Annotated in this window: 13 protein-coding genes and 1 riboswitch; of the genes, 11 read left to right on the forward strand and 2 right to left on the reverse strand. The window is 36.8% G+C overall.

The genetic code is table 11. The features are described from left to right. Nucleotides 1-60 precede the first annotated feature (60 nt). A riboswitch (SAM riboswitch) is annotated at nt 61-166 on the forward strand. Nucleotides 167-412: 246 nt separating this feature from the next. The 10 genes from ACAN53_RS05700 to ACAN53_RS05745 all read left to right on the forward strand — a co-directional run bounded on the left by ACAN53_RS05700 (nt 413) and on the right by ACAN53_RS05745 (nt 12987). Further along, nucleotides 413-1237, forward strand: coding sequence for a MetQ/NlpA family ABC transporter substrate-binding protein (locus ACAN53_RS05700; RefSeq protein ID WP_379967927.1), 825 nt, complete (start codon nt 413-415; stop codon nt 1235-1237). 15 nt (nt 1238-1252) lie between these two features. After that, entirely contained in the window at nt 1253-2467 is a 1215-nt protein-coding gene (locus ACAN53_RS05705) for a M20 family metallopeptidase (protein ID WP_379967929.1), read from the forward strand. Between the two features lie 64 nt (nt 2468-2531). Next, a complete protein-coding gene (locus tag ACAN53_RS05710; RefSeq protein WP_379967931.1) occupies nt 2532-3584 on the forward strand; it encodes an LLM class flavin-dependent oxidoreductase in 1053 nt (350 codons plus the stop codon). An 18-nt stretch (nt 3585-3602) separates the two neighbouring features. After that, nucleotides 3603-4556: an ATP-grasp domain-containing protein gene (locus tag ACAN53_RS05715; RefSeq protein WP_379967933.1), complete on the forward strand. Its 954-nt coding sequence runs from the start codon at nt 3603-3605 to the stop codon at nt 4554-4556. Nucleotides 4557-4735: 179 nt separating this feature from the next. Further along, on the forward strand, nt 4736-6847 hold the full coding sequence (locus tag ACAN53_RS05720) for a VWA domain-containing protein (protein WP_379967935.1): 2112 nt from the start codon (nt 4736-4738) through the stop codon (nt 6845-6847). 13 nt (nt 6848-6860) lie between these two features. After that, nucleotides 6861-10217, forward strand: coding sequence for a tubulin-like doman-containing protein (locus tag ACAN53_RS05725; protein ID WP_379967937.1), 3357 nt, complete (start codon nt 6861-6863; stop codon nt 10215-10217). A gap of 274 nt (nt 10218-10491) precedes the next feature. Continuing rightward, nucleotides 10492-11430, forward strand: coding sequence for an EamA family transporter RarD (rarD, locus tag ACAN53_RS05730; protein WP_379967939.1), 939 nt, complete (start codon nt 10492-10494; stop codon nt 11428-11430). 89 nt (nt 11431-11519) lie between these two features. Continuing rightward, on the forward strand, nt 11520-11945 hold the full coding sequence (locus ACAN53_RS05735) for a divergent PAP2 family protein (RefSeq protein ID WP_379967941.1): 426 nt from the start codon (nt 11520-11522) through the stop codon (nt 11943-11945). A 185-nt stretch (nt 11946-12130) separates the two neighbouring features. Then, the gene (locus ACAN53_RS05740) at nt 12131-12259 is read left to right on the forward strand and encodes a YuzL family protein (protein ID WP_379967943.1); all 129 of its coding nucleotides are present in this window, start codon (nt 12131-12133) and stop codon (nt 12257-12259) included. 266 nt (nt 12260-12525) lie between these two features. After that, on the forward strand, nt 12526-12987 hold the full coding sequence (locus ACAN53_RS05745; protein WP_379967945.1) for a DUF2231 domain-containing protein: 462 nt from the start codon (nt 12526-12528) through the stop codon (nt 12985-12987). Nucleotides 12988-13149: 162 nt separating this feature from the next. On the opposite strand, the gene ACAN53_RS05750 is transcribed toward ACAN53_RS05745, so the two are convergent. Then, a complete protein-coding gene (locus ACAN53_RS05750) occupies nt 13150-13905 on the reverse strand; it encodes a (S)-benzoin forming benzil reductase (RefSeq protein ID WP_379967947.1) in 756 nt (251 codons plus the stop codon). Between the two features lie 139 nt (nt 13906-14044). Next, nucleotides 14045-14584: a hemerythrin domain-containing protein gene (locus ACAN53_RS05755; protein WP_379967949.1), complete on the reverse strand. Its 540-nt coding sequence runs from the start codon at nt 14582-14584 to the stop codon at nt 14045-14047. A gap of 223 nt (nt 14585-14807) precedes the next feature. Between ACAN53_RS05755 and ACAN53_RS05760 the strand changes: the two genes are divergently transcribed. Next, on the forward strand, nt 14808-15488 hold the full coding sequence (locus ACAN53_RS05760; RefSeq protein ID WP_379967951.1) for a serine/threonine protein kinase: 681 nt from the start codon (nt 14808-14810) through the stop codon (nt 15486-15488). The last annotated feature ends 183 nt before the right edge of the window (nt 15489-15671 follow it).

Raw genomic sequence — 15671 nt, forward strand, 5'->3', positions numbered from 1 at the left:
CTTTCTTTTACAAAATTATTAGAATAAAGACACTCTACAAAATATAATAAATTTTCCGAATTCTTATCAAGAGAGGTGGAGGGACTGGCCCTATGATACCTCGGCAGCGGATTCTCTTTGAATACTGTGCTAATTCCAGCAAGCAAAAGTGCTTGGAAGATAAGAAGAGTTTATAAATGTTTTCATATTTTTGTTAACATTTCAACCTCTTTCTATTTTCTAGAAAGAGGTTTTTTATTTGTAGTAGGGGATTACTTCATGTAAAGAAGAGTTGAATTATTACATGTACATAAGCTTAAAAAAGCATGGATTACATCAACCTACCATAACCCTACTGCATATGAACTATGGAAAATAAAAACGAGTTAGAAGTATTATGAGGTTCACTCATGAAAGGAAAAGGGGATTAAACATGAAAAAACTATTATTCGTACTAGCTAGCATTCTACTAATTGTAACTGGATGCAGTAACAAAACATCTACTCCTGTAGAAAAAACAATTAAGGTGGGTATTAGTGGATCTGATACACGTGTTTGGGATTTTGTTAAAGAAAAAGCAAAAAAGGAAGGTATTAATATTGAAATCGTTAAGTTTTCAGATTATATCCAACCAAACCTTGCACTTAGCAATGGTGAAGTAGATGTGAATGCTTTTCAAACGGTAGCGTATTTCAATTCCTTTAAGAAAGATCGTAATCTAGATCTAACAGCAATTGGAACGACAGTACTCGCGCCTTTAGGCTTGTATTCTAAAAAAATAAAAAGTGTACAGGATTTGAAGAATGGGGATCAAATTGCAGTGCCGAATGACACAACAAATTTAGGACGTGGACTCATTCTTTTAGAAAAAGCAGGGCTTATAAAATTAAAGCAAGGCTTTGATGGTAAGGGTGGATTAGAAAATATTGTAGAAAACCCTAAAAATTTAAAAATAACTCCTGTGGCTGCAGGTCAAACTCCTCGTGCTATGGATGATGTTGCAGCTTCCATCATAAACAATGGTATTGCAGTTGATGCTGGATTTAACCCGAGCAAAGATCCGATTTTCAGGGAAGATCAAACGGCTAAACCATATATAAACATCATAGCAACGCAAACGAAGCGTAAAGATGATCCAACTTTGAAAAAGCTAGTAGCCATTTATCAAACAGAAGAGGTTGCGAATTTCATTAAAGAAACATATAAAGGGGCTCAAATTCCAACGTCTATTCCTGTAAAGGATATTGAAAACTTGTAAAAAGGGGATGCTGATATGTCTGTAATACAAGCGGAGGAACAGCGTAATAGAATTATTGAAAATATCAATAGAGCAGAAGCAGTATATATTGATACGAGTCATACTATCCACAATAATCCTGAAATTGGAAATCAAGAATATTTTGCTTCCCAAACCTTACTTGCTCTTTTAGAGCAGGCAGGGTTTGAAATCACAAAAGATATTGCAGGACATGAAACAGGTTTTATTGCAAGCAAGCAATCTGGTAAACCAGGTCCTACCCTTGGATATCTTGCTGAATACGATGCACTTCCTGGACTTGGTCATGCTTGCGGACACAATATTATAGGAACAACAAGTGTAGCAGCTGCAATTGCAGTAGCTGAGGTCATCGATGAGACCGGAGGAGAAATTGTTGTTTTTGGTACACCGGCAGAAGAGGGGGGACCAAATGGAAGTGCAAAGGGAAGTTATGTGAGTGCTGGATTATTCAAAGATGTGTCTGCATGTTTAATGATTCATCCTCATAATAAAACGTCGACAACGAGTGAATCGCTTGCAGTTAACCCATTTGATTTTCACTTTTACGGTGTCTCGGCTCACGCAGCTGCATGTCCGGAAAAAGGAATCAATGCATTAGATGCAGTTCTATCTTTATTTAATGGTATAAATGCGCTTCGTCAACAATTATCAGCTGATGTCCGTATTCACGGTATTATTACGAATGGCGGTGATGCACCTAATATTATTCCAGCCTACGCATCCGCACGTTTTTTCATTCGTGCAAACACCCGAGTAGCTTGCGAGAGAGTAACTGAAAAAGTGTTTAATATTGCAAAAGGAGCAGCGCTTGCTACCGGAGCAACCTTAAAAATCGAGCAAACCCAGAACAAAATTGATAATCTATTATTAAATTCTACGTTTGATGAAATTGTTGCTAATGAATTAGAGCAGCTAGGCGAGGTTGTTTTTCGTGATGGGAGAACGGGAATTGGATCTACAGATGCTGGCAATGTAAGTCAAGTAGTTCCTACCATTCATCCGTATATAAAAATAGGAAATGATAATTTAGTTGCTCATACAGATGCGTTTCGTGAGGCTGCTTGTTCCCAGCAAGGAGATCAGGCCTTGATTATAGGGGCAAAGGCGCTAGCCTTAACGGGATATCGATTACTCATTGATCGTGATTTGCTTCAAAAGATCCATGCTGAGTTTGAATTAAAAAAGCAAGCTGAGCAAATAGTACAGTAGGTTAATTGAAGTATTTATTTTTTCTATTCTAGTATTTACTTGCAAACAGAGAGGGGAAATAGTTATGAAATATGGATTTTGGCTTCCGATTTTTGGAGGATGGCTTCGCAATGTAGAGGACGAAAATATGCCGGCGACGTTTGAGTATGCAAAATCAGTAATACAATCTGGTGAAAAATGGGGGTTTGATGTTACTCTTATAGCAGAACTATATTTAAATGACATTAAAGGACCTGATCAGGATTCATTAGAAGCGTGGACAACAGCAGCAGCACTTGCAGCGGTAACCGAACGGATTGAAATTTTAACTGCTATTCGTCCTGGATACCACAACCCAGCAGTTATTGCAAAAATGGCAGCAAACATCGATCAAATATGTAACGGAAGATTTTCACTAAATATTGTGTCTGCATGGTGGGCAGAGGAAGCGCGTCAATACGGCGGTATATTTACAGAACATGATGAACGATATGATCGTACAAAAGAATTTGTAGATATTATAAAGGGACTATGGACAGAGGATACATTTAGTTATAATGGTAAGTATTATACGATTGAAAATGCTAAACTGTCTCCTAAGCCTGTTCAACGACCGTATCCACTCCTTTATGCAGGTGGAGAGAGTGAAAAAGGTAAGAATGTAATTGTAAATGGTACGGATGCATATGTAATGCATGGTGGCACTCCTGAAGAAATTGAAGTGAAAGTGGCTGATATGAAACTACGTCGTAAAAATGCGGGGAAACCACCGTTTGAAACATTTGGTATGGCAGCTTATGTTATTTGCCGTGATACACCAGAAGAAGCACAGGCTGAATTAGATCGTATTACGGATATTAAGGATTCTAGTGGTTATGCAGGTTACGATGATTTCGTAAGCAAATCTCATCTTGAACAACAAGTGAAGCTATATGATTATTCTGTTTCAAATCGTGGTTTGCGTCCGAATTTAATTGGAACCCCAGAGCAAATTGCTGATCAAATCCTAGCATTCGAACGTGTTGGAGTCGATCTTCTCATTCTTCAATTTTCGCCACAATTAGAAGAAATGCAACGTTTTTCAGAGCAAGTAATGCCAATTGTAGAAAAAAAACGAGCACAAGCGATTACATTATAAGGAAAGAAGGAATTGTAGATGGCAAAGATTTATATTATTCATGAAAATGACGAATGGACGATTCATTTAACGAAACGCTTAGATGAATTGAAACTTCCATATGAAGTATTGCATTTAAATGCAGGAACAGTTGATTTATCTGCTGAGCCTCCAGAAGGAATTTATTATAGTCGTATGAGTGCCTCTTCTCATACTCGCGGTCATCGATATGCTCCGGAACTTGCTGGAGCCTATATAGCATGGTTAGAACACCATGGTAGAAAAGTGTTTAATGGTAGTCGCGCTCTTCAATTAGAGGTTAGTAAGGTCGCACAATATTTGGCATTAAATAAAGAAGGTATTCATACACCAAAAACTATTGCGGCAGTAGGTAAGGAACAAATAATAGAAGCTGCAAAGCAGTTTGAAGGACAGCCTTTCATTACGAAACATAATCGTGCGGGTAAAGGTCTTGGTGTACAATTGTTTCAAACAGTTGCTAGTTTGCAAGCATATGTAGAAAGCAGTGCATTTGAAGAACCAGTTGACGGTATTACGCTTATCCAAGAATATATACAATCACCAGAGTCATATATTACGCGTTGTGAATTTGTAGGAGGAACATTTGTATACGCAGTTCGCGTTGATACATCTGAAGGATTTCAGTTATGTCCTGCCGATGCGTGTCAAATCGGCGATCTATTTTGCCCAGTTGGTGAAGAATCAGATAAAAAACCGAAATTTCAAGTTATTGATGGATTTCATGAATCTATTCTTGAAAAATATAAAGCAGTCTTGGCGAATAACGGAATTTCTGTTGCTGGTATTGAGTTTATACGCGATAGTAAAGGAGAAATCTATACGTATGATATCAACACGAACACAAATTATAACTCAGATGCAGAAGCAAATTCTGGAAAATACGGCATGCTAGAAGTTGCAAAATTTCTTGGAAAAGAATTAGAAAAAGAATATGGAGCTCGCGTTAAATAATCTTCTCTCATTGATATTATAAATAGTTTTTCCCTAAAAACGCCTTTGGTTTCTAACTGAAGGCGTTTTTATTATGACTCATTTAACAAAATACAAGTCATATCCTTGTATTAGATTCATAAGCTTAATCAAGAGACTTTGTCTATTGCTATTCCAATGTAAAGGTGGCGCCTTCTTCTATGAAAAAACAAATGATTGCCACTTGTGTGCTGCTTCTTTTGATCCTTATTCCTATTCATTCACATGCGGCGGAAGGGGAAGGAAAACGCAGAACTGTAATGCTCATCTATGATGATTCTGGCAGCATGCGAACGAGTGGAGATGTAGAGGTTGATCGCTGGAAATATGCCAATTACGCTTTGCAAAGCTTTGTTGGATTGCTTGATAGTAAGGATCGGTTTTCTTATGTAGCAATGAGCAATCCAACTTCAGAAATAGCTGTCACTCTTGAACGGCGGCAAGAAGAAATCAATCAGCTTCGTTCCATAGACAAATTTAAAGACACTCCTTTTCAATCCGTTGTTACAGCGATAGAAGCAATGAAACGTCAAATCAAAGGGAACGAGTCTGATGAGTATTGGTTTATGATTGTTACAGACGGAGCCTTTAACGATTTGCAAGTTACAAATCCAGCACAATATGCTACCAATAAAAAAATGATGACAGATACACTTCAAAGTTTTATGCAATTTACGAATGATAACCATATTTCGATTCATACTCTTCTTATTACTATGGAATCGAATATAAGCAATGAAGAACGTCAGCAGATGAATACGTTTAAAGAAATTTGGAAGCAGACAACAAATGGATTGGTTATAAGTAGTGATGGGGAAGATGGAATTATTCGAAGTGTAAATGAAGCAGCGGCACTCATATCCAATCGTGATCCATTTTCAAATATAGAGGATGCGCTAAAGCTTACTGTAAAAGATACAACCATTTCGCTTGTATCACCGTTTCCGATGCGCCGTATTACAGTAGTTGAGCAAGAACATATTAACAATATTGTTGGTCTGTCTGATAAAGCGGCGACGACGGAGGGACCGTTTTTGATGAGCGCCCCGAAGATGCCAATGCTTGGCGGTGCAGTGGTTCATGTGGAACATCCGGATGGGTCTGTCATGAAACCTGGAACGTATACTTTGCAGCTTGAAAAACCAGTAGATGCATCTAAAAGCTTGAAGGTTCTTGTAGAGCCTGCACTTGATTTTACAGTCAATTTGTTTGAGAAAAATGGAAATCAATTAAATAAAAGTGAGGGTAGTCTCTATGTGGGAAGTACAGCGATCATAGAAGCAAGACCCACTTATTTACCTATTCATCCCACCGACTATACAGTCTCTTATAAACAAAATGGTCAAACATATGAAATGAAGTGGAATGAGGAAAGGAAAGCATTTCAATACACAACTACAGTTGGTAATGAAATTGTGCAAGGAAATGTGGTAATGAGTATTAAAGGATTTTATCAGCAAATGAAAGAAATTAGGATTCATCCTATTAGCAAGCCAAATTTCACATTACAGCTATTGACGTCAAATTGGAAAGACAATGTAGCTAATTTGTCAAACAGCCCTCCCATTATCGTGCAGCCTCTTCTGGATGGGAAACCGATGACGGAAGAGGACGTAGCAACATTACATACAACCCTCTCTCTTACTAAACATGTAAACATAGAAATAGAAAAAAAAGGAACGAAACTATATGTATATCCTCGTGCTTATTTCTCTCAACTATTTAATTTCACAGACACAGGTATGGTAGAAGCATCGTTACAATTGGAAAGTCAGCGATATGGAAAAGCCAGTGTTGTTATTCCATTCGAAGTATCGGACGCTTCGTTTTGGAAAAGATACAATATCTTACTTCAACAAGTTGTCCCTCTTTCTATATTGTTTCTTATTTTAGTAATTCTAGTAATTGGGTGGGTAACGAGGGCTCGTTTTCATAAAAGGGCTTTTATTCAATATGAATTAGATCAGTCACTGTATACTGAATGGATTCATACAGCCGAGCCGGAACCGTTGCAAGGTTCATGGTGGAAGCATTACGTAGGTATTCCATTTAGGGATGAACGCCGGACAGTGCAAGCTGTAACGTTTATTGCAAAGAAACGAACCAAGGCGGTGCAAATTGCTAAGGAATCGCAATGTGCTGGAATGATAATTGATGGTTCTGTGTTAGAGGAAGAAGAAGTAGGAATAGCAGTTCGAACTTTGTATCCGAATGAGACGATTGTCATTGAACGAGGTTATGGAAAAGAAACGTATAAATATGAATGTGAATAAAGGAGTGAGGATAATGAGTTTACAAGTTCCTACGATTCTAGTTGGCCTTGGTGGAATTGGAAGTTCAATTACGCAAGAGGTGTATAAGAAAATTCCGAAGGAGCTTCGAAAAAAGGTAGCGATGCATGTATTCGATACAGATGTGAATACCATTAATCAATTTGAGAATCGAAAGTTCGTGACTCAAACTAGTTCAAGTAAAACGCCGCGTGATTATATTGCAGAAGATGCGACCATTACAGACTGGTTTCCAGATGATATGACAATTTTGGATAAACCGCTAACAGAAGGAGCAGGTCAAATCCGCGTTATATCACGCTTAGCTCTTCGGGCAGCGATGAAGGAAGAGAAACTCACTACCTTTTGGCAAGAAATTGAACGGATTTTCCCGGTAACTAGTGATACGACAGAGTATGGAGTGCGTGTAATTATCATTACATCTCTGGCAGGTGGAACAGGATCAGGAATGTATTTACAAATTGCTTTGTATTTGCGGGAAATGCTCAGAAAAAAGCTGCATCATAACAATATTATTATTAGGGGTGCTTTTCTTCTTCCAGATGCACTTGTAAAAACACGAACCGTGAGTACAAAGGAATTTGAAACGGTTCAAGCAAATGGATATGCATCGTTAAAGGAGCTTCACGCGATTACTTTAGGAGCTTCTGGCGAGTTATCTCACCGGAGCGGAGTTACGATTGAACTGGAATACAGACCAGACCAAGTGGATGAAGAAGGTCGCAGTAATTATAGTATTATGCAAAAGCATTTGCCCTTTAACTATTGTTTTTTATATGACTATGAAAATTTACATGGTCATCATTTACAGACGCTGGCTGATTATATTGATCAAATGACGGATACAATTTACTTACAGCTTTTTAGTCCGTTATCTTCTTCTCATTTTGCTCAGGAAGATAATCAAATTCAGCAACTTGCCGATTCTAATGGAAAAGCCCGTTATTGCGGGGCTGGTGCAGCAAAGATTGTGTATCCATATGAACATATGGTAAAGTATTGTGCATTAAAATGGGCGGTGCAAGGATTAGATGAATCGTGGCTACACTTAGACCGTTTATATGAAGAGAAAAAGAATCGCTATGAACAAGATATACGCCGTGGTGTACAACGTGAGAAACCAGAACGTGGGCGTAGTTTTTTAGAAGACTTAGAGCACTTAGCAACGAGACCAGAGCGTGCTCACCCATTTTATAAACAAATGTATGTAGAAACTAGAGAGGGAGCGGAAGGAGGAAAAACAGGAATTTCAAAGGTACGGCTATTTTTAGAGGCAGTCGAAAGTTATGTTCATCGAACCGTACAAAAGGATGAGGAATTGAATCGCTTGCAGCGTGAGTGTAAAGTGATGCAAACGAAATTGAAGGTAACCGAACAAATGAAAGGAGAGGTGGGACGTGTCGATCATGCCATGCGATTATATGCATACACGATTCCGAGCCGTATTCATGAGCATGTCACAACACTAGTATATGACATTATAGAAGCTGATCAATATACACTAGGAGGTTCGGAAGGACAATCGTATCAATTAAATACGTTGTTTTTGAAAAAACCGTCACCCGTTCATCCGGTCGCTGCCCGTTATATGTTATATGAGATTCGGAAAACGGTGAATGAACGAATGAAACGATTACAGGAGAGCAATGAGCACAAACGAATGCTCATACGAAACTACGATAAAAAGTTTAATCTTGGTAAAGAGGATGAATCCATTACCGCTGTAAGACGTGTAGAGTTATCCCAGCAGCAAAATTGGTTTGGAAAGTTATTTCATAATGAGCAGCGAGAGTTTCGAAGAGAGTTTCAAGACATTAGCACATCGTATATAAATAAACTAAATGAATTTCGAAAAGACCTGCTGCTAGAACTCGTATATCAGGCTATATTCCAAGCGGTGAATCAAATGATCCGTCATTGGGAGAGATTTTTCAGTCAATTACACGAAACAAGAGAAAGCCTACTTTTAGAAATTAATAGACGTGAAAAGGAATTTGAAGGACGAACAAATCCGACAAATGTATACGTTCTTGCAAAGGAAGAACACATGAAAAAAATGTGGAAGCAACTGCATCAAAGCGTTGACAGTGGCATTCTACCTCACGAAATATCGGCAGAAATTTATTTAAATCTATACCGTGAATTTATTAGGGAAGCTGGAGGAGAAACGGAGCTGCATGACAGAGTGGAGGATTTTTATCGCCAACATATTTTATCCTATTGCAATGATCAACTACGTACCCGTTATCGTGATAAACTGGAATTCAATATTGTGGAGGCCATGCGTAAAGAAGCAGATTTTCAGCATATAGAAGGTGATACGTACGTAAGAGAACGAATCGTTGAACTCATTCATTTAGCTAGTCCATTTATCCCGAAAGTGTCCCATCACCGTGAACTGCAATACTGGGGAATTCATCCAAATGTCTATAACTCTCTAAATGAGGAATTATTACAAGATGTATTTTCTGAAAAGGAAACCGTCGATGAAACGTTCTCTACATTTGAAATCGTATGCTACCGTGCTCATTACGGATTATCATTACAGGATTTTCCTAAGCTTTCATCTGGTCATTTATCGAATGTAATGTTAGATGGAAAAGGCGATTATTTTCAAGCGTATTATCGCAGAATTAATAAATTAAACATAAAAAAGACGAATGTAACCCCGCATCTTGATAAGTATTGGCATCTGCCAGCTTTCATGCCAGATTTAAATGCAACGCAAACAAAGCTAGATTATGAAAAATGTAACCGTGCCTTCTTATACGCGTATATTTATCGTTGGATTGATCTCGTAAAAGTAGATGACCGGTATTTCTATCAATACAATGGAATAGGCAGAACACAGCTTATTCAATCGATGGGGAAAAATGTGACAGGCGAAGGATATAAATTGCACCGAGCTCTTCTTCATAATCCGTTTATTTATGAAAATATTATTTCTCGGTTTGAACAGGAACACGAAAAAGCGATGCAAGTTGGAGGACATTTGTATACACATCCATTCATAATGGGAGCACAAGACGTGAAATGGTTGAAAAAAGAACAGGTGCACAACATCGTAGATATTGTGACGGTATATGCGGGTGAGGCGAAGCGTGACGCTTTACTTGAAGAAACATCGGATGAGTTACTTCGTTTACTAGTTGATGAAATAGAAGGATATTTTAAAAGCTATTATGGTATTGGTGCAGAAGGAATGGCGCGCAAGGAAAGTGCAATTTTCATTGATCATTTATGGAATCGTTCCTACGCGAAGGATTATATCGATGAAAACAGTGCAGCGTATAAAAAGTGGCTGTATATGCTTGGAATTCAAGAACCAACGGAGGAAGGAACCAATGTATAGGTTTAACCTAGCAGAAATGCTAGGTTTTTGTTATGTAAATGGTCATCTAACCTAGGCATGATCAACAAATTAAAATCTATACACGAATAGGTATATACAATGGTACAATAGAAGAATGTGAAAGATTTTATGAATTGTTATCTAAACTTTGCGTGGTAGAAAGAATGAAGTGATTCATTTTCGCATAGGGTAGCAAATGGAGTTATAAGCAATACGATGATGTGTTTACATACATACAAAGAGATACATAAGCACATCTAGGGAGGAATTTTATATGGAAAGTGAAGCAACTGAACGAAAGAAGGGAATACTCTATACGGCTGCATCTTATATGATGTGGGGAGTGTTCCCCCTTTATTGGAAGATGGTAGAGAATGTAACATCGGATGAAATCATTGCACATCGGATATTCTGGTCATTTATATTTACAATCATACTTGTAATTATAGCAAATCGTTATCATGATTTTGCAAAAGAATGGAAGAAGGTTATCCATCAGCCGCGTACTTTTTTTGTACTGTTAGCCTCCTCCCTCTTAATTTCTACCAATTGGTATATTTACATCTGGGCAGTTAATCATAATCATATAATTGAGGCTAGCTTAGGATACTATATTAATCCACTGATAAGTATATTATTAGGAATGGTAGTATTAAAGGAACGCTTATCATTTTGGCAAATCGTTGCTGTTTTATTGGCATTACTTGGTGTTGGAGTGTTAACATTTGAATATGGTTCGTTTCCATGGATTGCTATTTCTTTAGCATGTAGCTTTGGATTATATGGGCTAGTGAAGAAACTAACGAATTTTGATGCATTGATTGGTCTTACGCTTGAAACGCTCGTTATTACCCCTTTTGCACTTATGTATACATTATATCTATTCTTTACGGGACATGTTGCATTTGGTACCAATACGGCGACATCCTTGCTGCTAATAGGCGGAGGGATTGCTACTGCTGTTCCACTTCTCTATTTTGCAAAAGGAACAAAGCGAATCCCGCTTTCCATGGTTGGATTTCTACAATATATTTCACCTACAATTACCCTTTGTTTAGGGATATTTCTATACCATGAGCATTTTACAGTAGCACATTTAACAGCATTTCTATTTATTTGGATCGCACTCGTTGTATTTTCTTTAGCAAAAACAAAAATAATGACGAAAATAGAACCGAAGATGAACAAACATAATGCAATGAAAATATCTTGATGCTCTTAATGAGGACGAATAAACATTTGCTAATTATATGTTAAGACACTATTATATAAACTATATTTCAAAGTGATAGGAGGCTTATTATGAATATGCTTCTAGCAAACGGTCCGCTTATGTGTGCCATTATTGCTTGGTTTGCAGCACAATTCGCTAAGTTCATATTAACCTTTATACAAACAAAGGAAATTGATCTTGCAAAGTTTTTTTCTTCAGGCGGAATGCCAAGTTCACATTCCTCCACTGTAACAGCATTAGCTACAGCCATTGCAATTAAAGAGGGTATCGATAGTTCGTTCTTTGCTATTACACTTATTTTTGCAATTATTGTTATGTATGATGCATCTGGCGTTCGTTTGGCTGTTAGTAAACAAGCAAAAATCTTAAATGATTTTTTTCATGGGAAAATGAGGGACTACAAACAATTAAATGAATTTGTGGGACATACGCCGTACCAAGTTATCGTGGGGGCTATTTTAGGTATTATAGTGGCTGCCTTATATTATCGATAAGGCCACTTATTATGTTACATAAGAAAAGCGGAGAAGGGAAGATTCCTTCTCCGCTTTTTATTACTTTTTTGTTTGTCATTGGGTTTATTTGACTACGTGTTTAGATATTCAATCCGCTTGATCAAGGGGGAAAAATGGGAATAGTAATTTTTAAAACGGGAAATGTAAAAAGGGAGGTGAAAGAAATGAAAAAAACGAAGAAGAATCCTTCACGTATGGTACTAGGTTCAGCTCATGTGGAGGGACAAGGAACAACAAATAAAGAAACAGGTTCTAAAGAAGTAGACTCTTCAAGGAATAAACAAAGAAGATAGGATGAATGTTGGAATTTTTCTCTTTTCTTGCTTATCGCCCTTCATGAATTTTTGAATCCATGAAGGGGAATTTCATGAAAAGTACATAAATTAATACTATTTGGTTAATTTTCTATCATAGTCTATTATTTCTTTAATGTTTTAAAATAATTTTAAGAATTATCCTGTATAATTAATTTGCGTACATATTCTACTAGGTGGTTTTGTTGTTTTAAAGGTAGTTGTTAAAAAGTTATATTAATCAGAATAAACGGAGGCTATTATTTATGTTCCAGGAAGTTACATCTCATATTCATCCTATTCTTGTTCACTTTCCAATTGCTCTCATTACTGTTGCTGTTCTATACGACTTATGGATTGCGTATAAGAAAGATGAATTTAAACCTAGTAAAGGATTAGCTTTGTGGGTTGTTGTAGTCATTAGTGCTTGGATTGCTGTATGGACAGGTCCAGAAGATTCAGCAAATGGGAATACAAACTACATCTTTTTACATTCTAAGCTAGCAGATTTAACAGCAATCTTTGTTACATTACTTACAGCATACCGTATATGGACTGGTGTTACACAACGTAAAGAGTTATTTAAAAAATTAGTAGTACCATATCTTGTCGTTTCCATTGCTTCTCTTGTACTTGTGTTTTCTGTCGGTTATTTTGGTGGAAAAATGGTGTACAGTGATGGTGTTGGTGTAAAAGTAAATAACACATTGGTTAACCCACCTAAATAATGTAAAATAATGGGTAGATGTACGCAATGCATTATACGAGGAAAACTAGTGTATCAAACAAGGGGAATTTACATATTTATTACGTAAAATTGGCTCTATATAAAACAAGCTAGCGGAGACGCTAGCTTGTTTTATATAGAGCCTCAACAAAAGGATTAAGATTTACGAATCTTCATCAATTCGTATCGTGCCACCTTGTAAAAATGAATCGGATTCTAGCAAGTTAATCACTGCATTTGCTACGTATTCAGGAGAAAGTAGCTTTCCTTCTTCTTTTAAATTTTGAAACCGATCCCGTTGTGTGAAATCTTGTTTATTTGCATTACGAATTTTGGATTGCATTGCAGTATCAATGACACCTGGAGAAAATGAAATAATGCGAGTAGGGTATTCAATATCTTCCTGCTCAAGTGCAACACACTGTGTAAACATATCGATTCCTGCCTTAGTTGTACAATACGCACCCCAGCCAAAGTAAGGCTTTTTTCCTGCTCCAGAAGAAATATTAATAATTCGCTTATCACAAGGAGCGTAACTTGATCGCTTTAAAAAGGATGATGTTATGAGCATAGGGGCCATCAAATTCACATTCACATTTTCAATTAATTCGTTTGGCTCCGCTTTTGCAATTGGTTTAATCGGATCAAGAATACCAGCATTATTAATGAGATAGATGGCACTAGCACTATCTAAATCTATTAAAGAGAATACCTCATCCATTAATTCTTCCATCTCACCAAGTTTTGATAAATCAAAACTGAATGGATAAAAAAGTGTACTGCCTTCCTTTGCTATCTCTTCTAAATCCATGTTTCTACTTCTAGAAATTGAAAAAACAATGACTTCTTTTGCAAGGAGATTGCGAACAATCGCTTCTCCGAGACCACGTGAAGATCCTGTAACTATCGCATATCTCACTTAAAAATCCTCCCTTTTTTCCAACATAACAGAAAATTCTACATAAGTAAATTGTGAAAACGCAGTCTTTTCTGATAATTTGTCGAAATAGAACGAATGTAAGAAGGATAATGAGAATATTCAACGAACAAAAAAAGATTCAAACATGATACTCGTTTGAATCCCTTTGAATATGTTCATCTGTATAAAAAATTGACTTATAGTGAAATTCTGTGGCGACAAATGGATAGACAATACTTTCTTCTTTCTTTATATGTTCACATAGACGTTCATCTAGTTCTATAATGTGGAATATGAGACTTTTTGCAGCAGCGAGTGGTATTTTAGTGGATCGTGGTTTTGCACAGTTTAAAAAGGCCCGAAGATGAAATGCTATTTGTTCATGTTCACAGGTAAATACAGTTGTGAGACCTTTTTCTTCACCAAGAATGTTCGTTAAAGCAGGAAGTAAGATTCGTTCTTCTTCTTCTGTATGCAGTGTAAAGAGTACATAGAATTGTTGGACTTTTTCATATAAAGATTGCAAGGCTTGGTCGTAGGTTTGCTGTTCTGTTAGAATGGGATTCGACGCTTCAAGTAATTCTTCTTTTAAAGCAATAAACTGTCGATGCTCCGCTAACCATTTTTCTATAAAGGTTATGACTTGAGCAGGCTGATGACGATTGGTTAGTATTGTCATTGTTATTCCTCCTAACTCTTTTTTCCTCATTATTATTTTCTCTCTTTTTCATGGTTACGGATGCCCAACATATGTAAATTAGGTGACGATTTTTTCTTGCATCTCATAACAAATGCATTCCATTTTTTCAGTATCACTGAAGACCGATTATATCCTATAATAGAAGCTGGAACATCCTGAAAAAACGCAATGTTTACAAGATGCCGAGCTCGGAGATGATAAAATGAACGAACGAGAAGATTATACTGAATTGATTGAAAGATTGTTACGAGATGTTGTTATTGTTAGTGAAGATCCTTATGAACCCATTCAGGTAAAGCGTTTGCCTCACCACTGGACATGTATAGGGGCCGGAAACTATGCAGCTGTTTTCCAACATGAAAGTTATCCAGATTGGGTTGTGAAAGTATATGGGAGAGACTACGAAGGTATTGAAAAAGAAGTAAAGGTGTATGAAAGATTAGGTGAGCATCCTGCATATTCCCAATTAATCTTATATGGAAAAACATATCTGGTTTTGAAAAGGCTGGGCGGTATTACTTTGTACGATGCGTTTCATAAAGGAATCTATATACCTGAGCGTGTTATCCTTGATGTAAACGAAGCTCTTGACTATGCACGAGCACGTGGATTAAATCCCTTTGATGTACATGGAAAAAATGTGATGATGAAGGATGGTCACGGGTATGTCATTGACGTATCAGACTTTTATAAACAAGGCATTGATACAAAATGGAAGGATTTAGTGAAAGCGTATTATGCCATTTATATTCCGATTTTTTCAAAGTTTCGTATTCGAATTCCGTATTTTGTATTAGACTTTGTACGACATTCCTATCGAACATATAAAAAATGGAAGAAAAAGATGAAAGGAAAGTCAGAAAACAGAAGCACTTATATGTGAGTGCTTTTTTATTTTAAATATTATCTGTTAGATTACATAACATACTAATTTCATGATTTGAAAATGAAAGATATAATAAAAATATATTTTTAAGATTCAGAAAATTTAATTTATTTATAATGATTACCTACATAACTAAGATGGGGTCCGCACTTGCTTGGGGAACATTCACTTTGAAAAGTA

The sequence above is a fragment of the Ectobacillus soli genome (assembly GCF_042610425.1).
In the GTDB taxonomy this organism is placed as follows: domain Bacteria; phylum Bacillota; class Bacilli; order Bacillales; family Bacillaceae_G; genus Ectobacillus.

Bases quoted from the DNA above. Each gene is read 5' to 3' on its own strand.
- ACAN53_RS05700 (WP_379967927.1), top strand. From the start codon at position 413: ATGAAAAAACTATTATTCGTACTAGCTAGCATTCTACTAATTGTAACT.
- ACAN53_RS05705 (WP_379967929.1), top strand. From the start codon at position 1,253: ATGTCTGTAATACAAGCGGAGGAACAGCGTAATAGAATTATTGAAAAT.
- ACAN53_RS05710 (WP_379967931.1), top strand. From the start codon at position 2,532: ATGAAATATGGATTTTGGCTTCCGATTTTTGGAGGATGGCTTCGCAAT.
- ACAN53_RS05715 (WP_379967933.1), top strand. From the start codon at position 3,603: ATGGCAAAGATTTATATTATTCATGAAAATGACGAATGGACGATTCAT.
- ACAN53_RS05720 (WP_379967935.1), top strand. From the start codon at position 4,736: ATGAAAAAACAAATGATTGCCACTTGTGTGCTGCTTCTTTTGATCCTT.
- ACAN53_RS05725 (WP_379967937.1), top strand. From the start codon at position 6,861: ATGAGTTTACAAGTTCCTACGATTCTAGTTGGCCTTGGTGGAATTGGA.
- rarD (WP_379967939.1), top strand. From the start codon at position 10,492: ATGGAAAGTGAAGCAACTGAACGAAAGAAGGGAATACTCTATACGGCT.
- ACAN53_RS05735 (WP_379967941.1), top strand. From the start codon at position 11,520: ATGAATATGCTTCTAGCAAACGGTCCGCTTATGTGTGCCATTATTGCT.
- ACAN53_RS05740 (WP_379967943.1), top strand. From the start codon at position 12,131: ATGAAAAAAACGAAGAAGAATCCTTCACGTATGGTACTAGGTTCAGCT.
- ACAN53_RS05745 (WP_379967945.1), top strand. From the start codon at position 12,526: ATGTTCCAGGAAGTTACATCTCATATTCATCCTATTCTTGTTCACTTT.
- ACAN53_RS05755 (WP_379967949.1), bottom strand. From the start codon at position 14,584: ATGACAATACTAACCAATCGTCATCAGCCTGCTCAAGTCATAACCTTT.
- ACAN53_RS05760 (WP_379967951.1), top strand. From the start codon at position 14,808: ATGAACGAACGAGAAGATTATACTGAATTGATTGAAAGATTGTTACGA.